The organism is Haloarcula ordinaria (assembly GCF_029338275.1).
GTDB lineage: Archaea > Halobacteriota > Halobacteria > Halobacteriales > Haloarculaceae > Haloarcula > Haloarcula ordinaria.
The window spans coordinates 995251-1013896 of record NZ_CP119789.1 but is presented as its reverse complement, the minus strand read 5'-3'; the positions used below and the strand labels follow the sequence as shown (position 1 = coordinate 1013896).

Annotated in this window: 20 protein-coding genes; 9 read left to right on the top strand and 11 right to left on the bottom strand. The window is 66.2% G+C overall.

Annotated elements, in window-relative coordinates; genetic code table 11:
- Nucleotide 1 precedes the first annotated feature (1 nt).
- The 5 genes from P1L41_RS05375 to P1L41_RS05355 all read right to left on the bottom strand — a co-directional run bounded on the left by P1L41_RS05375 (nt 2) and on the right by P1L41_RS05355 (nt 5161).
- Nucleotides 2-805, bottom strand: coding sequence for an ABC transporter ATP-binding protein (locus P1L41_RS05375; RefSeq protein ID WP_276297842.1), 804 nt, complete (start codon nt 803-805; stop codon nt 2-4).
- Nucleotides 802-1896, bottom strand: a complete 1095-nt coding sequence (locus tag P1L41_RS05370; protein ID WP_276297841.1) for an ABC transporter permease subunit — start codon at nt 1894-1896, stop codon at nt 802-804. Before P1L41_RS05370 ends, P1L41_RS05375 begins: the two co-directional genes overlap by 4 nt.
- A complete protein-coding gene (gene urtB, locus P1L41_RS05365; RefSeq protein ID WP_276297840.1) occupies nt 1896-2777 on the bottom strand; it encodes an urea ABC transporter, permease protein UrtB in 882 nt (293 codons plus the stop codon). The genes P1L41_RS05370 and urtB overlap by 1 nt, the downstream gene beginning before the upstream one ends.
- 1 nt (nt 2778) lies before the next feature.
- Nucleotides 2779-4065 carry an urea ABC transporter substrate-binding protein gene (locus tag P1L41_RS05360; RefSeq protein ID WP_276297839.1) on the bottom strand — a complete coding sequence of 429 codons (1287 nt, stop codon included), beginning with the start codon at nt 4063-4065 and terminating at the stop codon, nt 2779-2781.
- A 376-nt stretch (nt 4066-4441) separates the two neighbouring features.
- Nucleotides 4442-5161: a HoxN/HupN/NixA family nickel/cobalt transporter gene (locus P1L41_RS05355; protein WP_276297838.1), complete on the bottom strand. Its 720-nt coding sequence runs from the start codon at nt 5159-5161 to the stop codon at nt 4442-4444.
- A gap of 225 nt (nt 5162-5386) precedes the next feature.
- Between P1L41_RS05355 and P1L41_RS05350 the strand changes: the two genes are divergently transcribed.
- From P1L41_RS05350 to P1L41_RS05310, 9 genes are all read left to right on the top strand, one after another.
- Nucleotides 5387-5779 (top strand): urease subunit beta, encoded by a 393-nt coding sequence (locus P1L41_RS05350; protein WP_276297837.1) that lies wholly within the window; start codon nt 5387-5389, stop codon nt 5777-5779.
- Nucleotides 5776-7482, top strand: a complete 1707-nt coding sequence (ureC, locus tag P1L41_RS05345) for an urease subunit alpha (protein WP_276297836.1) — start codon at nt 5776-5778, stop codon at nt 7480-7482. Before P1L41_RS05350 ends, ureC (P1L41_RS05345) begins: the two co-directional genes overlap by 4 nt.
- A 158-nt stretch (nt 7483-7640) precedes the next feature.
- Complete coding sequence (locus P1L41_RS05340; RefSeq protein ID WP_276297835.1) at nt 7641-8018, top strand: urease subunit beta; 378 nt, start codon at nt 7641-7643, stop codon at nt 8016-8018.
- Nucleotides 8019-9731, top strand: coding sequence for an urease subunit alpha (gene ureC / locus P1L41_RS05335; RefSeq protein WP_276297834.1), 1713 nt, complete (start codon nt 8019-8021; stop codon nt 9729-9731).
- A complete protein-coding gene (locus P1L41_RS05330) occupies nt 9728-10108 on the top strand; it encodes an urease subunit gamma (RefSeq protein WP_276297833.1) in 381 nt (126 codons plus the stop codon). The genes ureC (P1L41_RS05335) and P1L41_RS05330 overlap by 4 nt, the downstream gene beginning before the upstream one ends.
- The gene (gene ureG / locus P1L41_RS05325) at nt 10105-10728 is read left to right on the top strand and encodes an urease accessory protein UreG (RefSeq protein ID WP_276297832.1); all 624 of its coding nucleotides are present in this window, start codon (nt 10105-10107) and stop codon (nt 10726-10728) included. The genes P1L41_RS05330 and ureG overlap by 4 nt, the downstream gene beginning before the upstream one ends.
- The gene (gene ureD, locus P1L41_RS05320) at nt 10728-11687 is read left to right on the top strand and encodes an urease accessory protein UreD (protein ID WP_276297831.1); all 960 of its coding nucleotides are present in this window, start codon (nt 10728-10730) and stop codon (nt 11685-11687) included. Before ureG ends, ureD begins: the two co-directional genes overlap by 1 nt.
- Nucleotides 11687-12319: an urease accessory protein UreE gene (locus P1L41_RS05315; RefSeq protein WP_276297830.1), complete on the top strand. Its 633-nt coding sequence runs from the start codon at nt 11687-11689 to the stop codon at nt 12317-12319. The genes ureD and P1L41_RS05315 overlap by 1 nt, the downstream gene beginning before the upstream one ends.
- The gene (locus P1L41_RS05310; protein WP_276297829.1) at nt 12316-13005 is read left to right on the top strand and encodes an urease accessory protein UreF; all 690 of its coding nucleotides are present in this window, start codon (nt 12316-12318) and stop codon (nt 13003-13005) included. The genes P1L41_RS05315 and P1L41_RS05310 overlap by 4 nt, the downstream gene beginning before the upstream one ends.
- 56 nt (nt 13006-13061) lie before the next feature.
- On the opposite strand, the gene P1L41_RS05305 is transcribed toward P1L41_RS05310, so the two are convergent.
- The 6 genes from P1L41_RS05305 to P1L41_RS05280 all read right to left on the bottom strand — a co-directional run bounded on the left by P1L41_RS05305 (nt 13062) and on the right by P1L41_RS05280 (nt 18379).
- A complete protein-coding gene (locus P1L41_RS05305; protein ID WP_276297828.1) occupies nt 13062-14255 on the bottom strand; it encodes an MFS transporter in 1194 nt (397 codons plus the stop codon).
- A gap of 412 nt (nt 14256-14667) precedes the next feature.
- Complete coding sequence (locus P1L41_RS05300; protein ID WP_276297827.1) at nt 14668-15672, bottom strand: Ldh family oxidoreductase; 1005 nt, start codon at nt 15670-15672, stop codon at nt 14668-14670.
- Complete coding sequence (locus P1L41_RS05295) at nt 15672-16838, bottom strand: UxaA family hydrolase (protein ID WP_276297826.1); 1167 nt, start codon at nt 16836-16838, stop codon at nt 15672-15674. Before P1L41_RS05295 ends, P1L41_RS05300 begins: the two co-directional genes overlap by 1 nt.
- 2 nt (nt 16839-16840) lie before the next feature.
- Nucleotides 16841-17164 carry a UxaA family hydrolase gene (locus tag P1L41_RS05290; RefSeq protein WP_276297825.1) on the bottom strand — a complete coding sequence of 108 codons (324 nt, stop codon included), beginning with the start codon at nt 17162-17164 and terminating at the stop codon, nt 16841-16843.
- 79 nt (nt 17165-17243) lie between these two features.
- The gene (locus P1L41_RS05285; RefSeq protein WP_276297824.1) at nt 17244-18242 is read right to left on the bottom strand and encodes a YeiH family protein; all 999 of its coding nucleotides are present in this window, start codon (nt 18240-18242) and stop codon (nt 17244-17246) included.
- Nucleotides 18243-18244: 2 nt separating this feature from the next.
- Nucleotides 18245-18379, bottom strand: coding sequence for a hypothetical protein (locus tag P1L41_RS05280; protein WP_276297823.1), 135 nt, complete (start codon nt 18377-18379; stop codon nt 18245-18247).
- Between the last annotated feature and the right edge of the window lie 267 nt (nt 18380-18646).

The window sequence follows — 18646 nt, the reverse complement described above, 5'->3', positions numbered from 1 at the left end:
CTCAGGCATCTCCTAAGTAGATTCGGCGCACTTCTTCGTTCGACCGTATCTCGTCGATACTCCCCTCCTGGAAGATCTCTCCCTGGTTCAGCACCGTTACCTGGTCGGCGATACGGTCGACGAAATCGATGTCGTGTTCGATAACGATGAGCGTGAGGCCGTCGTCGTTGAGGGTGCGGACCAGGTCCGCGATTTCCTCGCGCTCCTCCATCGAGAGGCCAGCGACGGGTTCGTCGAGCAACAGCAGCGAGGGGGAGAGTGCGATCGTCATCCCGATCTCGAGCCGTTGCTGCTGGCCGTGTGAGAGATCCGAGGCGAGGACGTCGCCCTTATCGGCTAATCCGACGCGTTCGAGCGTCGAACGGATGCTGTCAGAGAAGTCGCCGTCCTCAGTTCGCTGGATCGCCATGCGGATGTTCTCCGAGGAGGTGAGCGAGTCGAAGACCGCTGGCGACTGGAACTTGATTCCGATGCCTCGTCGAACGCGTTCGTGAGGGCTGAACTCAGTCACGTCGGCCCCATCGTAATAGATGCGACCTTCGGTCGCGTCGTGGCGGCCGGTGATGAGTTTCAACAGGGTCGATTTTCCGGCGCCGTTGGGACCGATGAGACACCGGAGTTCCCCCTCCTCGATGGCGAAGTCGACGCTGTCGATAGCGGTGAGGCCACCGAAGCGTTTGGTCAGCCCTTCGGTCTGCAGGAGCGTCGACGTGTCGACGCCGGTCGAGTCGGCGGCTGGTGTCTTTCGAACGTTCGGCCCAGTGCCGGAGCCGGACTGTTCTGTCGTTTCGGTATCTGGGGTCATTCTGCTATTTCCTCCTGTGGAGCGTCGCGCGTCCGTTCGTCGTCGGTGCCAGTGTACTGCCGGTAGGCCGCGGTGCCTTTCTTGTGGACGTACGGGATGATGCCGTCCGGAAGGACGAGTACGATGAAGAGCAACAGCAAGCCGACGACGACGAGAGCGAACTCGCTGCCGGTGATAGAGAGCTGCTGACGGAACCACTCAAGAGAGACGGTCGCGATGACCGCCCCCAGCAGCGACTCTCGGCCGCCGACAGTCACCCAAATCACGGGTAGCGTCGCGAACGTCAGCGTGAACACCGACGGGTCGATGTAGTTCCCCCACGAGGCGTAAAGCACGCCCGAGAGCCCCGACATCGCCCCTCCGAGAGTGAACACGGTGAGTTTGACGCGCCGGACGTCGTACCCGAGCATCTCGATGCGGTCTTCGTCCTCTCGGACGCCGACCATCGCGTAGCCGAACCGTCCGTTCACGAGCGCACGCGATCCCAGGTAGGTGAGCACGAGCAGGGCGAGCACGAGCCAGTAGAACAGCACACCGCTGAACGACACTGACGCGCCTTCGACACCCAGAGCGATATTGGGGATTCCAGGCATCCCGTTGAATCCGCCGAGTTTGACAGCGCCGATCGCCCACTCGGCGCCGGCCGTCTGGGCCATGAACGTCTGCATGACGACTGTCGTGACGAGGGTAATGATAGCCACGAAGACCCCGGTGACACGACCGTAGAACATGAAATAGCCGAGGACGAACGCGACTACCGTGGCGACGGCAATCGCCACCGGGATTGCGACAGTGATACCCAGCGTGCTACCGAGGTTCAGGCTCACGATGCCGAACGTGTAGCCAGCGAACCCGAAGAACACGACCTGGCCGAAGCTCAACACACCGGTGTAGCCCCACACCACTGACAGCGATAACGCGAGGATACCGTACAACAGGAACAGGGCTGTGTTACCGGCCTGATAACCACCGACCAACAGCGGATAGACGAGCGCGCCGGCTAGCGCGACCGCGAACCCGATCCAGAATCCCCGTGAGTTTCCGATCGTGTTGGGCCCCTCGAATCGGCTGAGCAGGCTGCTGTCGCTCATCAATTGTCACCCCGAAGCTGTTCTCGGAGGCCCTCCAGCGCACCGGAGAGGCCGGTCGGGAGGAACCGAAGGATGCTGATGGCGACGATGAGCATCGCGACCTGCCCGATGAAGGTACCGTAGAGGTTGGTGAACAGGGCGTCGGCTGAACCCAGCACGCCTGCGGCCAGCGTCGTCCCGAGCAGGACAGAGGTCCCGCCGGTGACGACGGCCACGAACGCCTCGACCAGGAACGTCGACCCCATCCCGGGAACGATCGAGAGCGCCGGGGCGTACAGCGCTCCGGTGAGTCCGGCCAGCGCGCAACCGATGACGAAGGTCGACGTGTACATTCGGTCGGTGTCGACTCCCATCGCACGCGCAGTGTCAGCATCCTGGATAGTCGCACGGGCTCTGATACCGAACTCGGTGCGAGTGAACACGAGGTAGGCACCGACGAGGAGGGCCAACGCGACGACCGACAGCACCGTCCGGTACATCGAGTAAGAGAACGCGCCGAAGCGGATTGCCCCGAACGGGAGTCCGATACTTGACAGCGAGTTCCCGAAGATTATACGGACGACCTGTGTGAGCGCCAGCCCCAAGGCCCACGTCGCGACCATCGAGTCAAGTGGTCGATGATAGAGCCGCTTGACGATGAGCCGCTCGATGATGAATCCGGCAACGGCTGCTGCGAGCACACCAGCAGCCATCGCGAGTACGAGTGGCGCGCCCGCATTAGCCACGAGGGTGGTCCCGTACGCGCCGATCATGATCAGTTCTCCGTGTGCGAGGTTGATGACACCCATCATGCCGAAGATAACTGCCAGACCGATGGCAGCCAGCACGATGAAGCCGAAGCTGTCGAGGAACTGGAAAAACAGGTTTACCCCATTTACCATGCTATTGGGCCTCCTCGAAGTAGTCGACCGGCGTGTACTGCGTGGTCTCGGTCTCCTCCCGGAGGTCACAGCCGACCGTGTTCGAGAGGAACTGTTCGGGGATCTTGCGGTTCTCCATGGCTTCGGTGTTGTGCTGGTCGTCGGCCCGCATGACCCACATGTGGTGGTCGACGTGGTGGGTCGCCCCGTCCAGCTCGATGGTCTCGCCCTCGGGGGCCTCCGGCGCGCGCTCGGACCCCAGCGAGATACCCGATTCGAGGGCGTCGATGACCTCCGGCTGCTCGACGGTGCCGGCCTGTTCGACGGCCTGCTTGTACATGTACGTCGAGAAGTAGTTGGTCTCTGCCTCCTCGTTGAGGTACGGGGCGTCGGGGTACATCTCGTAGTACCGGTCGACGAACCCGCCGTCGCCGGTGTTGCTTTCGGTCGGGACCTCCTCCATGTAGTTGACACCGGCGTAGATGTTCGCCATCGCTGGGGGGTCGAGCCGCCGGTGCTCGTACCCCTGTGCCATCGCCGTCGAGGTCCCAATCGGTACGTCGAGCCCGGCCGAGGCCTTCTGTTCGTAGAAGGAGGTGTGGTTCGCGCCGACGAGCATCGACATCACGAAGTCGGGGTCGGCCTCCTGGATGTTATTGATCGTCGAACTGAAGTCCGTCTCCGAGAGCGGGATGAACTCCTCACCGAGGACGTTGGCGTCGTTCTCGTTGGCCAGAACCTTCACCCAGTCCGCGCTCAGCTGGCCGAAGTTGTAGTCGGCTGCAATGGTGTAGATGTCCGGCCCGAATTCCTCGCGCAGGTATGGAAGGACGCTGCCGAGTTGTTGCCGGGCCGTCGGCCCGACTGCGAACGTGTACTTGTCACAGACGCCGCCCTCGTACTGGGTCGTGTAGAAGTATAGCTGTTCGTTGCGGTCGATGGTCGGGCGGATGGCCTCTCGGGTGGCCGACGAATAGCCTGCCCAGAGGACGTCGACTTCCTCCTCCCGTATCGCCCGGGAGGTCAGTTCCTGGTATCGCTGGTTGTCGGACTGTGGGTCGGGGTCGAACACCTCAATCTGTTTGCCGTCGATCCCGCCATTGTTGTTGATCTCCTCGATAGCCAGCAGCGACGCCTTGTGTTTCGGATCGCCGACCAGTGCGAAATTGCCCGAGCGGTCTTCAATGACGCCAATCTTGATGGTGTCGTCGCTGGAGGCGGACCCACCGGAACACCCAGCGAGGGCCGTCCCCGCGAGAACCGCCGACGACGAGAGGAATCCACGGCGACTGACGAGGCGGTCACTCATGCGGCCACCCCAGGAAGAGATTCACATTTATCAGTAATTTCCACACTATTACTGTACGTATCGTTGGTTTCGTTCGAATCTCCAGGACATTCGTCCACGATTTCGTTCACATCCGTGGCCTTCAGGTGGACAAATATAAGACTTGCGAGTAAAATATTATGTTATCCTTCAGATACCGGGTTGTGTTTAAGGAAATTAAAGGGTAGCCGGAGAAAACCAAACGTCAGGATGATTCCCCGGGAAAATAGTTCGATTCGTCAGTTTTCAGCCATCGGCGACGGGCGAGGCGGCAATCCATGCTGGTTGCTGGGCGGGTCGGCGCGCTGGTCGGGCCTCGTCGAACGAGCACTCGAGAAGTCGTGGGCGACGGACCCCGCTACAGCAGCACGGGAACCGCGTCGACGAGCAGCGTCGCGGCGAGCGCGGCTATCGCGACGCCGGCGACGGTCTGGGCCGCGCCGTGGAACGTCTCGCTCCACGCTTCGGTGAATCCGAACAGCGCGCCCGCGCCGGCACCGAGGAGGCTCATCGTCACAGTGATGGTGACGCCGTAGGTCACGACGGCGAGCGAGACGACGGTCGTCCCGAAGTCCGGCAGGAGCGTCGAGGCGAAGACGAGCATCGAGACAGGCGGCGAGAGCGTGAAGAGCGCGCCGACGAGGCCGGTCTTGAGATACGAGATCGTGTCGTGGCCGTGGTCGTGGTCGTCGAACCCCGGCAACGGGAGGTGGAGGTGCGGGTGGCTGTGGGTCACCGTCTCGTGGTCGTGTTCGGTCGTGCGGACGGTCCGGCGGAGGCCCGTGACGGCCATCACGGCCCCGAGCAGGCCGAGCAGAACGCCGGCACCGGCCGTGCCGGCCGCCTCGAAGACGGCCGGGAACGCCGTGCGACCGAGGACCACGTAGCCGACGCCGAGCCACGCGACCACGAGCGCGACGTGCCCGAGGCTGAAACACGCGCCGGCCAGCGCCGACAGCCGCGAGTCGGCGTACTCGCTGGTCAACGACGAGATGCCGGCGACGTGGTCCGGTTCGAGCGCGTGCGTGACCCCGAGGAGTCCCGCGGTCAGGAGGGCGGTCAGTTCCGTGGTAGCCATCAGGTCGTCTCCTCCCGCCGACGCTCAATGACGGTTCCGATTACGGGCCCGGGCGATGCCGTGTTCGTTTGCATGGTCTTCGATTAGACGAATGTGTGTCAAACCAGTTCGCAACCGCGCAAATATTGTGCCACTGCGCCCTTTTATGACGAGACTCGTCAAACGCCTCCATAGGATGCTTGCCTTTACAATTACTCGCGGGCGGGCCGGAGGTGGCGAGTCGCGATGACCGACGGACTCGTCCCCGGTGAGACCGTCCCCGGCGACGGTACCGTGACACTGAACGAGGGGCGCGAGACGGCCGAGGTCACCGTCGGCAACACCGGCGATAGGCCAGTGCAGGTCGGCTCGCACTTCCACTTTTTCGAGGCCAACGCCGCCCTCGAGTTCGACCGGAAGGCCGCCTACGGGATGCGACTGAACATCCCCGCCGGGACGGCCATCCGGTTCGAACCCGGCGACGAACAGACCGTCGACCTGGTCGCCATCGGGGGCAAGCGCGTCGCCCACGGGATGAACGGGATGGTCGACGGGAGCGTCGACGGTGACCCGAGCGAGGCGCTGGAGCGCCTCCGGGCAGCGGGCTTCGGGGACACCGGCACAGCGGGGGACGAATGACCCGCGACATCGACCGACAGAACTACGCCGAACTGTACGGTCCGACCGTCGGTGACAAGGTCCGACTCGGCGATACGGAGCTGTTCGCCGAGGTCGAAGAGGACTACCGGACCCACGGCGACGAGGCGGTCTTCGGCGGCGGGAAGACGCTGCGGGACGGCCTGGGGATGGCCCCGGGCGTCACCCAGGAAGAGGGTGCACTGGACTGGGTCATCACGAACGCGACGGTCATCGACCCCGTGCTGGGAATCGTCACCGGCGACATCGGCATCCGGAACGGCGAGATCGTCGGCGTCGGCAAAGCGGGCAATCCCGACACGATGGACGGCGTCGACATGGTCGTCGGCCCGTCGACCGACGCCTACCCCGCCGAGGGGAAGATTGCCACCGCGGGCGGCCTGGACATCCACATCCACTGGAACTCAGCCCAGCTGCACGAACACGCCCTCGCCTCCGGCATCACGACGATGCTCGGCGGCGGCTACGGCGGCGGCGCGACCACCTGCACGACCGGCCCGGAGAACATCAAGCGCTTCCTGCAGGCCGCCGAGGAGTGGCCGGTCAACGTCGGCTTCTACGGCAAGGGCAACGCCTCGGACCCCGCCCCCCTGCGCGAGCAGGTCGAAGCCGGAGCCTGTGCGCTGAAACTCCACGAGGACTGGGGGTCGATGCCGGCGGCTATCGACACCGCGCTCGACGTCGCCGAGGACGAGGACGTCCAGGTCTGTATGCACACGGACACGCTCAACGAGGCCGGCTTCGTGGAGAACACCTTCGCGGCGGTCGACGGCCGGACGATGCACCTGTTCCACATCGAGGGCGCCGGCGGGGGCCACGCACCGGACATCATGGAGATGGTCGGCGAGCCCAACATGCTGCCCTCGTCGACAAATCCCTCGATGCCATACACCGACAACACGTTCGACGAGCACCTGGACATGGTGATGGTGTGTCACCACCTCAATCCGGACGTCCCCGAAGACGTGGCCTTCGCCGAGTCCCGCGTGCGAGCCGAGACCATCGCCGCCGAGGACGTCCTGCACGACATGGGGGCTATCTCGATGATGACGTCGGACTCCCAGGCGATGGGGCGGATGGCCGAGGTCATCTCCCGGACGTGGCAGACCGCCTCGAAGATGAAGTCACAGCGCGGCCCGCTCCCCGAGGACGAGGGCAGCGAGGCGGACAACCACCGTATCAAGCGCTACATCGCGAAGTACACCATCAACCCGGCCATCGCGGCGGGCATCGACGATTACGTCGGGACGCTCGAACCGGGCAAGATGGCCGACATCTGCCTGTGGGACCCGGCGTTCTTCGGGGTCAAGCCCGCGATGACGTTCAAGGGCGGCTTCCCGGTCCACTCGGAGATGGGCGAGGCCAACGGGTCGCTGATGACCTGCGAGCCCATCCTCCAGCGCGAACGCGCCGGCGCGGTCGGCAAGGCCAAACACGGTCTCTCGCTCTCGTTCGTCTCCCCGGCGGCCGCCGAGGCCGGCGTCGGCGAGGAGTACGGGCTCGACACGCCGGTCGTCCCGGTCAAGGGCACTCGAACGCCGGGCAAGGACGACATGGTGTACAACAGCTACTGTCCGGACGACATCGAGGTCGACGCCGAGACGTTCGCCGTCGAAGTCGACGGCGAGACCGTCACCTGCGAACCGTCGTCCGAACTGCCACTCGCACAGCGATACATGCTATGACGAACTGTCAGTTGTGCACCCCGAATACTCATATTTGCACCATTCACAACCGGTTTACCACAAATACATAAAGAATTACGCAGAATGTCTAAACGTTCGACGGACAGCCGATACGCGAAACCGAGCGGCGAGCCGCGACACCACACGGAGGAGTGCCGGTGAGCGAGCCACGGGTTCCCGGTGAAGTGTATCCGCGCGGCGACGGCGTCACGATCAACGAGGGCCGCGAGACAGCCGAGGTGACCGTCAGTAACACCGGTGACAGGCCGGTGCAGGTCGGCTCGCACTTCCACTTCTTCGAGGCCAACGCCGCCCTCGAGTTCGACCGCGAGGCCGCCTTCGGGATGCGACTGGACGTCCCCGCCGGGACCGCGGTCCGGTTCGAACCCGGCGACGAGCGCTCGGTCGACCTGGTCGCCGTCGGCGGCAACCGTGTGATGTCGGGGATGAACGCGCTGGTCGACGGCCCGCTGGACGAGTCGACGAAGGCGGCGGCACTCGAACGCGCCCGCGAGGGCGGCTACGGGGGGCTCTGAATGGCCCGCGACCTCTCGGCCGACGAGTACGCCTCGCTGTACGGGCCCAGCGAGGGCGACCGACTCCGGCTGGCCGACACCGAACTCGTCGCCGAGGTCGAGACCGACCACATCACGCACGGCGACGAGACCGTCTTCGGCGGCGGCAAGACCATGCGCGACGGAATGGGGCTGAAGCCCGGCTTCACCGCCGAGGAGGGCGCACTCGACTGGGTGCTGACGAACCTGGTGATTCTCGACCCCGTGATGGGCATCCAGAAGGGCGACATCGGCATCAAGGACGGCTACATCGCCGGCATCGGCAACGCCGGCAACCCCGAGACGATGGACGACGTCGACGAAGACCTCGTCGTCAGCGCGAACACGGAGGTCGTCTCCGCGGAGGGGATGATAGCGACGCCGGGCGCCATCGACGTCCACGTCCACTTCAACTCGGCGCAGCTGCCGACCCACGCCATCGCGTCGGGCGTCACGACGATGCTCGGCGGCGGCGTCGGTCCCTCGACGGTCGGCATCATCACCAGCGGCAAGTGGAACTTAGAGATGATGATGCGGGCCGCCGAGGCCTGGCCGGTCAACGTCGGCTTCTACGGCAAGGGGAACTCCTCGCGCCCGGAGGTCATCCACGAACAGGTCGAAGCCGGGGCCGTCGCGCTCAAGATCCACGAAGACTGGGGCGCGACTGCGGGCGTCATCGACACCTGTCTCGACGTGGCCGACGAGACCGGCGTGCAGGTGGCCATCCACACGGACACGCTCAACGAGGGCGGGTTCGTCGAGAACACGTTCGACGCCATCGACGGCCGGACGCTCCACGCCTACCACGTCGAAGGCGCCGGCGGCGGCCACGCACCCGACATCATCGAACTCGTCGGGAAGAAACACATGCTGCCGTCGTCGACGAATCCCACCATGCCCTACACGGACAACACGTTCGAGGAGCATCTGGACATGGTGATGGTGTGTCACCACCTGAACCCGGACGTCCCCGAGGACGTCGCGTTCGCCGAATCGAGAGTCCGCGCCGAGACCATCGCCGCCGAGGACGTCCTGCACGACATCGGGGCGGTCTCGATGATGGCGACGGACTCACAGGCGATGGGGCGGATGGGTGAGCTGATAGCCCGAACGTGGCAGACCGCCTCGAAGATGAAGACCCAGCGCGGCCCGCTGCCACAGGACGATGGCTCCGGAGCAGACAACCACCGCATCAAACGGTACCTGGCGAAGTACACCATCAACCCCGCCATCACGGCGGGCATCGACAACTACGTCGGGTCGCTCGAACCCGGGAAGCTGGCCGACATCGTCCTGTGGGACCCCGCCTTCTTCGGCATCAAGCCCGAGACCGTCATCAAGGGCGGGTTCCCGGCGTACGCCGCGATGGGCGAGGCCAACGGGTCGCTGATGACCTGCGAACCCATCGAGATGCGTCCGCAGTACGGCGCCTTCGGCTCTGCACCGGACGTGACCAGCGTCCAGTTCGTCAGCCAGCAGGCCTACGACGACGACATCGGGTCGAAGTACGACCTCTCGAAGATGGTCATGCCCATCAGCGACACCCGCGACCTGACGACCGACGACTTCGTGTTGAACACGTACAGTCCGACCGTCGACGTCGACCCGGAGACGTTCACGGTCGAGATGGACGGCGAGCGAGTCACGTCAGACGCAGCGAGCGAGATTCCACTCGCACAACGATACATCCTATGAAACTCACACCCAAAGAGCAGGAACGACTCACGGTCTTCACCGCAGCAGAAGTCGCGCGACGCCGCAAGGAGCGAGGCGTCCCGCTGAACCACCCCGAAGCCGTCGCCTACATCAGCGACTGGTGCATCGAGCGGGGCCGCGACGGCCAGTCGGTCGCCGAGATTCGCTCGGGCGCCTCCCAGCTACTCGGCCGCGACGACGTGATGGAGGGCGTCCCGGAGATGATAGACATGATCCAGGTCGAACCGGTCTTCCCCGACGGGACGAAACTGGTGACGGTCCACGACCCGATTCGCTCCGACAGCGTGGGCGCCGCCGACGCCGAGAGCGAGGAAGCTGCCGCCGACGGGGGCGAGGAGCCCGGGACGGACACATGAGCCTCACACACCGAGACGTGGCGACGGTCGGCGTCGGCGGGCCCGTCGGCTCGGGCAAGACCTCGCTGCTGACCGAACTGGTCCCCCGACTCCGCGAGGCGGGCCTCGACGTCGGCGTCATCGCCAACGACATCCTCACCCAGGAGGACGCCGACCGCCTGCGGGAGCGGTTCGCGGGCGTCGTCCCCGAGGACCTCGTCGCCGGCGTCGAGACCGGTGCCTGTCCCCACACGGGCATCCGCGAGGACCCGTCGATGAACCTCCAGCAGATAGACGCCTTCCTCGCCGAGCATCCCGACCTCGACATCGTGCTCATCGAGAGCGGCGGCGACAACCTCGCGGCGACGTTCAACCCCGAACTCGCCGACTACTCGCTGTACGTCATCAGCGTCGCCGAGGGCGACGACATCCCCCGCAAGCGCGGGCCCGGCGTCGTCGACTGCGACCTGCTGGTGGTGAACAAGACCGACCTCGCACCCTACGTCGGCGCGGACCTCGACGTGATGGAACGGGACGCCCGCGAGGTTCGGGACGGTCCGTACGTCTTCACCGACTGCAAGGCGAAAGAGGGCATCGACGAGGTGCTGCAGCACGTTCGAGAGGGGGTCCTGTTCGCCTGATGGCGACGGACGCGCGAGCGGACCGAGAGCCCGAAGAAAGGGGAGAATCGGAGGACGAGAAGCCGACCGACGCACCACACCCGGCCTTCGAGGGCTACGCTGCCGAGGTGCCGCCCCAGGCCGCCGTGGGTGCACCGGGCAAGGACGGCGTCCTCGAACTCAGGTTCGCGCCGAGCGAGGGCGGAACGCGGCTCGTCTACGACTACGCGACGGTGCCGTTCCACATCTCGGGGACGCTGGGACACGACCCGCATCCGGACGTCGAGACGGTCTTCCTCCAGTCACCGACCGGCGGCATCGCGCAGGGCGACCGCCACGACGTGACGATAGACGTCGAGGACGGTGCACTCGCGCACGTCTCGACACAGAGCTCGACGAAGGTCCAGTCGATGGACCACAACTACGCGGGCGCCGAGACGACCCTGTCCGTGGGCCGAAACGCCCACCTCGACTACGTTCCCGAACCGACGATACTGCACGCGGACTCCCGGTACGTCCAGGACCTGGATGTCTCGCTCGCACCCGGCGCGACGGCCGTCGTCAGTGACATCGTCGTCCCCGGCCGCCTCGCACGGGGCGAGGCGTTCGCGTTCGAACGCTACCTCTCGCGAGTTCGTGCGACGGGGCCAGGTGAGCTGCTGTTCGAGGATACGACGCACCTCGTGCCCGACGAGTCCGACCCCCACGCGCCGGGCGTCCTCGGGGAATACACCGTCTACGGCACGACGTTCGTCCTGGCGCCGGACAGAGACGCGGCCGGCCTGAGCGACCGGCTCCACGAGGCGGTCGCCGAGGGCGAGGCGCGGGCCGGCGCCAGCGCGCTCCCGAACGGCGCCGGTGTCGGCATCCGGGCGCTCGGCGACCGGGCCGAGACCGTCCAGGCCACGCTCCAGGCGGGCTGGGACTGCGCGCGGCGGGAACTGATAGACGCACCGGCTCCGTCGGGGAGGAAGTACTGATGCTGGTCGCCGAGACACGCCTCGGGACCCGCGACGACCCCGACGTCGCCGAGCGACTCGCCGAGACCGACCCACACCACGTGGTCCTCTCGGACACGGACCGGCGGCGGTCGCGCGTCCGGACGACGACCGAGGACGGGACCGACCTGGGCATCGTCGTCGCCGACGACCTCTCGGACGGGGACGTCCTCGAGACAGCGGACGGCGGGCTGGTCGTCGTCTCGCTCGCCGAGGTCGACGCGCTGGTCCTGGACTTCGCCGAGGCCGACGTGAGCGTGACCGCCGCCGTCGAGCTCGGCCACGCGCTGGGGAACCGCCACTGGGACCTCGCGGTCCGGGAGACGGCGGCGCTGTTTCCGGTGACCGACTCCCGCGAGCGGATGGAAGCGGCGCTGGACGGCCTGCTGCCCGACGGCGTCACCGTGGGCTACGAGACGGTCCCGCCGACGACGTTCGACGACGCGACGCCGGACCACGACCACGACGAGGGAGGCCACGGGACCCACGGTCACACGCACGACGGGCACGACCACGGCCACAGCGACGGCGGACACGACCACGGCCACACGCACGACAAACACGAACACGGACACACCCACAGCGTCCGCCCGATCGACGGAGGCGAGCGATGAGCGACGACGCGACTCTCGAGTCGTTCCGCCTGGCGGACTCCTTTCTCCCCGTCGGCACGTACTCGGTCTCCTACGGGCTCGAACAGTTCGTCGCCGACGGCCGTGTCGAGGACGCAGCGGACCTCGAAGCACTGCTGGAGACCTATCTCCGCCGGCAGGTCGGCCCGGCCGACCTCGTGGCGCTGCGGGCCGCCCACAGCGCGGCCTGTCGTGGCGACCTCGACGCGGTCTGTCGCGCCGACCGCCGTCTCTCGGCCGTGACGCTGGCCGCGGAGTTCCGCGAGAGCGCCCAGCAGTCCGGCGACCGGCTGCTCTCGCTCCAGTGTGAGATTCGCGACGAGCAGTTCCTCGAGACGTACGCCGAGCGGGTCGGCGACGGCGACGCGCCCGGGAACTACGCCGTCGTCCTGGGCGTCGCCACCGCCATCGCCGGCATCGACGAACGCGAGGCCTGTCTGCTGTCGTGTCACGGCTTCGTCACCGGACTGCTCGGGGCAGCACAACGCCTCCTCTCGCTCGGGCATACCGACGCCCAGCGGATTCTAGACGCGCTCAAGCCGGTGATGACGGCGGCTATCGACGACAGCGCCGACCGGGCCGTCGACGAGATGACCCCGTTCGCGCCACTGGTCGACGTCCTGGCTGCAGAACACGAACGCGCCGAGCGGCGGCTGTTCGCGAGCTAGCGTCCAGTCTTACCCCGGCGCTCGCGACGGTTCGAGATTGGGGCAACGTGCCCACGTCACCGCGTGAACACTGCCTTTCGGTCGGCGTCGAGGCGGAGGAACACCGGGACGGTCATGAGCGCCAGGCCGAGTTCCAGCAGGCCGATGACGACGAACGCCGTGAGGTAGCCGAACGTCCCGGCGACGGTGCCGCCCAGCAGGATACCGACGAGGAATCCGAGACTGCCGAAGGCGTTGAAACCGGCCATCGCCACCCCACGGCCGGAGGGTGACGCGAGGTCGGTGACCAGCGCCATCGTCGCCGGGGCCATCAGCGCCCCGAGGACGCCGACGGCGACCATCGCGACGGCCACGAGTTCGACGGTCGGCGCGTACCCGACCGCGACCACGCCGAGGCCGTAGAGCGCCGAGCCGGCGACGATGGGAACTGTCCGACCGATGCGGTCCGACAGGACGCCGAACGGGTACTGTAACAGCCCGAACGGGGCGAAAAAGAGGGCGAGCAACAACCCGGTGGCCGCCGGGCTCAGTTCGAAGACGGTCCGAAAGTAGAGGGTCCCGACGAGCGCGAAGAAGCCCGCAGTCAACCGGTCGATGAATCCGAACGCGTACGGCAGCGTGAGGGCCGGCGTCTCGCGCACCCCGGCAGAGACCGCGCGAGTGACAGAATCGCGGTTCTGTGCCGGGGCGCCGTCCGGAACGGTCCACGCCACGAGCGCGACGAACAACAGCAGGAGCGCAGCGGCGTACAGGGGAACGAACGGCCCCAGGCCGAAGAGCTGGCCGCCGACGGGCGCACCCAGTGCGGTGCCGGCACCGATGGCGATACCCGCCGCACCCATGTTCCGGCCGTGACCGCCCTCGAGGTCCATCAGCATAGTCATCGCGAGCGAGAACGCACCGATGGTCGTCGCACCCTGGAAAGCCCGCAGGAAGAGGATAGCCTCGAACGGGAGGGCGAACTGCGCGGGCAGCGTTGCGAGGGCGACGTAGCCGACGACCCCGCCCAGCGCCGCCGCGATGACGAAGGGGACGCGTCGCCCGGCCGCGTCGCTCGCCGCGCCCCAGACGCCGGCGAAGGCGACGAACGCCCCGAACTCCGCGGCGAGGAACCACATGCTCGCGTTCAGCGGCGTGTCGGCGCCGAAGGCCGTGACGAGGACGTCGACGCCGGGGTAGAGGAGCACCTGCGCAAAGAGGACGGTGAAGACGATTCCGGCCAGAGAGAGTCTGGTGCGTGTAGTGGACATCTCGCCGCAGTCACCACCACTAGCGGTCGCTGCGGCTAATACTGTTGTGGACCGCGGTGTTCTGACTCGGCTGCCACGCGCCGGTCGCTGTGAGTCCCTCTGGCGTTCCCGGTCGTGCGTGGGCCGTCGCGGACAGCAAATCAGACTGGAGAGCATGGAAACAAAAACGTCGTAGTATGACTCGATTCTCGACCTTTCTCCTTTCGAGTTTTAAGTATAGATACGTATGCGAATATAGCAGCATAGAACCAGTCCTGTTCGAACCTAGAGGCGTATTTTAGAACTAGAATCCGAGTAAATAGAGATATTCTAATGCAAATGACCGGATTACATCTGTGTGTCGCGATACTCGGTCGAATCGCGGTGGAGAGTCACAGGTGCGCGACAGTGGGAGCACCGACATCGAAAGGTGTCAGTCGTCGGTAGCGAGTGCTTGGGCTTCGGCCCAGAGGTCGTCCGCAACCGTCACAGTGGTCGCGTTCCGGTCGCGCTCGACTGAGCGCTGTCCGGGGAGGCGGATCTCGTCAGCGTGTGCGGCGGGTGCACCGTTCGTCAACGTGGTGAGGAACGAGCTCGCCCGGTCGGCGAAGTCCGACACGCCCAGTGCGTCGGGGTCGATGGCGAGAAAGAGGTCGCCCTTGGTGCAAGGGTCTTCGGTATGGTAGGTGCCGGTGACGGCCTCGCCCATCGACGCACCGACGAGGCCGCCGGCCAGGACCTCCACAGCGACGGCCAGGCCCGACCCCTTCGGGCCGCCGAAGGGGAGCATCGTCCCGTCCAGGGCGGCCGCCGGGTCGGTCGTCGGCTGTCCGTCGGCGTCGAGCGCGACGCCCTCGGGGAGCTCGCCGCCGGTCTCCTGCTCTTGGAAGACCGTCCCACGAGCGATGGCCGACGTGGACATGTCGAGGTTGAACACCGGGTCGGTCGGCAGGCCGATGGCGATGGGATTGGTCCCCAGCACTGGTTCGGCGCCGCCGTAGGGGGGCATCGCCGGTTCGGTGTTCGTCATCGCGATGCCGACATAGCCCGCCTGCTGGAGCTGGTCGGTGTAGTAGCCCAGCATCCCGAGATGGTTCGAGTCGCGGACGCCGACCGCGCCGACGCCGTGATTCTCGGCGCGGTCCATCGCCTCGGCCGTCGCTGTGCTCGCGACGGCCGGCCCCAGGCGCGACCCGCCGCTGATGGTCGCCGCCCCGCCGCGCTCGCTCGCGACGGCGATGGTACCGTCGGGGTCGACGTTCCCGTGCTCGATGCCACGGACGAACCGGGGGAGCCGGAGCAAGCCGTGGGAGTGTTTGCCCCTGGCGTCGGCACTCACAAGGACCTCGGCCGTCTGAACCGCGTCGGGCGCAGTGATCCCGTGTGCGCGAAACGCCTGCGTGGCAACGTCGACGGCCCGTTGCCGGCCGATCTCCATTACGTCGAGGGGCCGATGCGGTGGATGGCGAACTGACTCTCGCCCATCGCCTCGCTCAGCGTCACCTGACCGTTGACGACCTTCTCGATCTCGTCCCACAGCTGGTCGCCGGCCCAGTCGAAGGTCTCGTCACCGACGAGCGCCTCGCTGACGTCGACGTCGGTCTGTTCGGGGACGCGCTCGGCGCTGCCGGGGTTCCCGGTGATCTTGATGGTCGGCATGATGGCGTTCGACAGCGTGTGGCCCTGGCCCGTCGAGATGACCATGAAGTGGGCGCCGCCCGCGCCGATGCCGGTCACGGACTCGGCACCGTGGCCCGGCGTGTCCATGATGTACATCCCCGAGTCGTCAGGGATCTTCGCGCCGTAGTCGATGATGTCCTGAATCGGACCGTCGCCGGATTTCACCAGCGCACCCAGCGACTTCTCCTCGATGGTGGTGAGTCCGCCGTCCATGTTGTCCGGCGTCGGCTGGGCACCGCGGACGTCGTAACCCGTCGCCTGCAGTCGCTTGTCCCAGTTGTCGACGCGTTCGAGAATCTCGTCTCGAACCTCGTCGTTGACCGCCCGCTCGGAGAGCTCGTTCTCGCCGCCGAAGAACTCCGGCGTCTCGGCGAAACAGCCCCGGCCGCCGTGCTCGTCGATGAGCCGCCAGACCGCTCGGGCCGTCGCCTTGTGCTGACAGAGACCGCTCGTCGTGTCCGACGTCGCGCAGTTGATACCGAAGGTGAGGTTCGACATGTCCGCGGGGACGCGGCGCTGGGCGCTGGCTTCCTGAACCATGTCACGCGCGGAGTCCACGGTGCGCTTCAGTGCGTTCATGACGCCTTTCTCGGCGTGGATGTTGACCGAGTCGCTCGGGCGACCGGTCTCGGCGACGTCCGCGGCCAGCTCGTCACCGTCGACGATCTCGCCGGCGTGGGCGACGACGACGGTGCCGTAGACGTTCGGGTGTGTCCCGTAGCCCAGCAGCGTCCGGTAGGTCTGGAACACGTCGGGCTTGGTCTGACAGCGGCCCAGCGGATGGGTGATGGGGACCGCCCCGTCGATGATATCCGCAGCGCGCTTGACCGTGTCGTTGGCGTAGGGTGCTGTGGAGATAATCGCAACGTGGTTTCGAATGCCGACACTCCCATCGTCCCGTTCGTATCCAAGGAATTCGCTCATGATTACTCACTCACTGCCGCTGTTTCTTTGTCGCCGGCGAGGTCGCCCCGGCCGTAGTTGCTCTCGACGTTCTGGACGTGGACCCACGTGCCAGCTGGGATGTCCTCGGTCGCGTTGCCGATGCTCTTCCCGTACTTCGTGATGGTCTCGCCCGACGCGATGTCCTCGACGGCGATCTTGTGTCCGAAGATGACGTCCTCCTGTACCTCGATTGTTCGTTCCTCGTCGCCGACGGCGACCGTGACTGTCTCGCCTGCCTCCAGTTCACGGAGCGCCGTCGCGACGTTGTCCGACGGTTCGACGACTTGTAGGTATCTGTCTGCCATACAGGTGGGGGAATGAGCCCCCAATATTAATGCTTTCCCCCCTGCCCTCGGAGGCGTGACACGTCGGGACCCCGACGAGTCAGAACAGGAGCGTGACCGCGGTGTAGGTCAGGACGCTGACCGTCGTCAGGTGGACGAGGACGAGGGCGACCGGGCGGAGGCCCGCCGCGCGGAGCCGGTGGAACTCGATGTCGAACCCGAGGCCGACGAAGGCGATGATGAACAGCCAGTCGGTCGTGCGCTCGATCGAGGACAGCGCCCCCTGCGAGAGGACGCCGAGGTTCGCGACGACGAGCACGACCAGGAACCCGATGAGGAACTTGGGGAACCGCGTCCAGACCTCGGTGGGCGAGACGGAGTCGGCATCGGCCGTCGCGTTCCGAAGCGCGTAGCCGATGGCCAGGACGCCGATGAAGCAGTTGCGGACGAGTTTCGTCAGCGTGGCCCAGCGACCGGCCGTCTCGGAGACGGCGAAGCCCACGGCGGCCGTCGGGCCGGTGCTGAACAGACTGAGGCCCGCCCAGATACCGAACTGCTGTCCGGTGAGGCCGAGCAGCGGTTCCACGGCGGGGAACACGACGAGCGTGACGGCGTCGAACAGCAGGATGGTCGCCACGGCGTAGGTCACGGCCGACTCCTTGACGTCGACGGTCCCGGAGACGGCGAGTACCGCCGAGACACCGCAGACGCTCGCCCCGGCCGCGAGCACCGCGCGGGCCCCGCCGTCGATGCCGAAGACGAACCGCGCCAGCAGTTCCAGGTAGAGGACGCCAAAGAGGACGACGAGCGTGGCGAGCACCACGACGGTCCCCCCGGCCTCGACGATGGCGTCGAGCGTCAACTGCGCGCCCAGCAGGACGATGGCGGTCTCCAGCAGCAGTTTGTGCCGGTTGGCTCCGGGCGCGGCGACCTCGGGGAGCCCGACAGAGTTCGCGATGACGACGCCGATAGCGATAGCGACGATGAGGGGGCTGAGCGCCGGGACGGCATCGCCGACGACACGGGCGATGACGGCGAGGGCGACCAGCAGCGCGAGCCCCGGGACTACTCGGCCAAGCGAACGGGACAACTGCCTCATCGTCACAGCGCGTGGCCCGCGACGATGAGGACACCGAAGGCTGCCGCTTTCCAGCCCCGGTCCAGAGCCGCCCAGCGCTCCAGCAGCTGTTCGGTCGACACCCCACCACGAGGCCACGTGTTCGAGCGGTCTGTCATACGTATTCGTGTGAGTGTGTGCATACCACCCGGATAAAACCTCCGCTATCTATGACGCCGCCGCCCACTCCGCACGGCGGGTTCGATTCGACGTCCCGTCGCGAACTCAGGTAGGTCCTCCCTACGGACGCCGAGGGCGTGTCCAGTCGCCGTCGGCGGGAAAATCGATGATGTTTAGTTATGGGAATTCGGAGGGACTCAATCAGGAAGCCCCGGCTGTGGTCGACCCGCGAGGTCTCGGCTCTCGCACCACCTTCGTCCTCGAAC

Excerpts from the sequence above, each read along its gene's own strand:
- P1L41_RS05305 (WP_276297828.1), bottom strand. The coding sequence starts at position 14,255 with ATGTCCACTACACGCACCAGACTCTCTCTGGCCGGAATCGTCTTCACC.
- P1L41_RS05280 (WP_276297823.1), bottom strand. The coding sequence starts at position 18,379 with ATGACAGACCGCTCGAACACGTGGCCTCGTGGTGGGGTGTCGACCGAA.
- ureC (WP_276297834.1), top strand. The coding sequence starts at position 8,019 with ATGGCCCGCGACCTCTCGGCCGACGAGTACGCCTCGCTGTACGGGCCC.
- urtB (WP_276297840.1), bottom strand. The coding sequence starts at position 2,777 with ATGGTAAATGGGGTAAACCTGTTTTTCCAGTTCCTCGACAGCTTCGGC.
- P1L41_RS05300 (WP_276297827.1), bottom strand. The coding sequence starts at position 15,672 with ATGGAGATCGGCCGGCAACGGGCCGTCGACGTTGCCACGCAGGCGTTT.
- ureG (WP_276297832.1), top strand. The coding sequence starts at position 10,105 with ATGAGCCTCACACACCGAGACGTGGCGACGGTCGGCGTCGGCGGGCCC.
- P1L41_RS05360 (WP_276297839.1), bottom strand. The coding sequence starts at position 4,065 with ATGAGTGACCGCCTCGTCAGTCGCCGTGGATTCCTCTCGTCGTCGGCG.
- ureC (WP_276297836.1), top strand. The coding sequence starts at position 5,776 with ATGACCCGCGACATCGACCGACAGAACTACGCCGAACTGTACGGTCCG.
- P1L41_RS05310 (WP_276297829.1), top strand. The coding sequence starts at position 12,316 with ATGAGCGACGACGCGACTCTCGAGTCGTTCCGCCTGGCGGACTCCTTT.
- P1L41_RS05330 (WP_276297833.1), top strand. The coding sequence starts at position 9,728 with ATGAAACTCACACCCAAAGAGCAGGAACGACTCACGGTCTTCACCGCA.
- P1L41_RS05370 (WP_276297841.1), bottom strand. The coding sequence starts at position 1,896 with ATGAGCGACAGCAGCCTGCTCAGCCGATTCGAGGGGCCCAACACGATC.
- ureD (WP_276297831.1), top strand. The coding sequence starts at position 10,728 with ATGGCGACGGACGCGCGAGCGGACCGAGAGCCCGAAGAAAGGGGAGAA.
- P1L41_RS05295 (WP_276297826.1), bottom strand. The coding sequence starts at position 16,838 with ATGAGCGAATTCCTTGGATACGAACGGGACGATGGGAGTGTCGGCATT.
- P1L41_RS05315 (WP_276297830.1), top strand. The coding sequence starts at position 11,687 with ATGCTGGTCGCCGAGACACGCCTCGGGACCCGCGACGACCCCGACGTC.
- P1L41_RS05375 (WP_276297842.1), bottom strand. The coding sequence starts at position 805 with ATGACCCCAGATACCGAAACGACAGAACAGTCCGGCTCCGGCACTGGG.
- P1L41_RS05355 (WP_276297838.1), bottom strand. The coding sequence starts at position 5,161 with ATGGCTACCACGGAACTGACCGCCCTCCTGACCGCGGGACTCCTCGGG.
- P1L41_RS05285 (WP_276297824.1), bottom strand. The coding sequence starts at position 18,242 with ATGAGGCAGTTGTCCCGTTCGCTTGGCCGAGTAGTCCCGGGGCTCGCG.
- P1L41_RS05290 (WP_276297825.1), bottom strand. The coding sequence starts at position 17,164 with ATGGCAGACAGATACCTACAAGTCGTCGAACCGTCGGACAACGTCGCG.
- P1L41_RS05350 (WP_276297837.1), top strand. The coding sequence starts at position 5,387 with ATGACCGACGGACTCGTCCCCGGTGAGACCGTCCCCGGCGACGGTACC.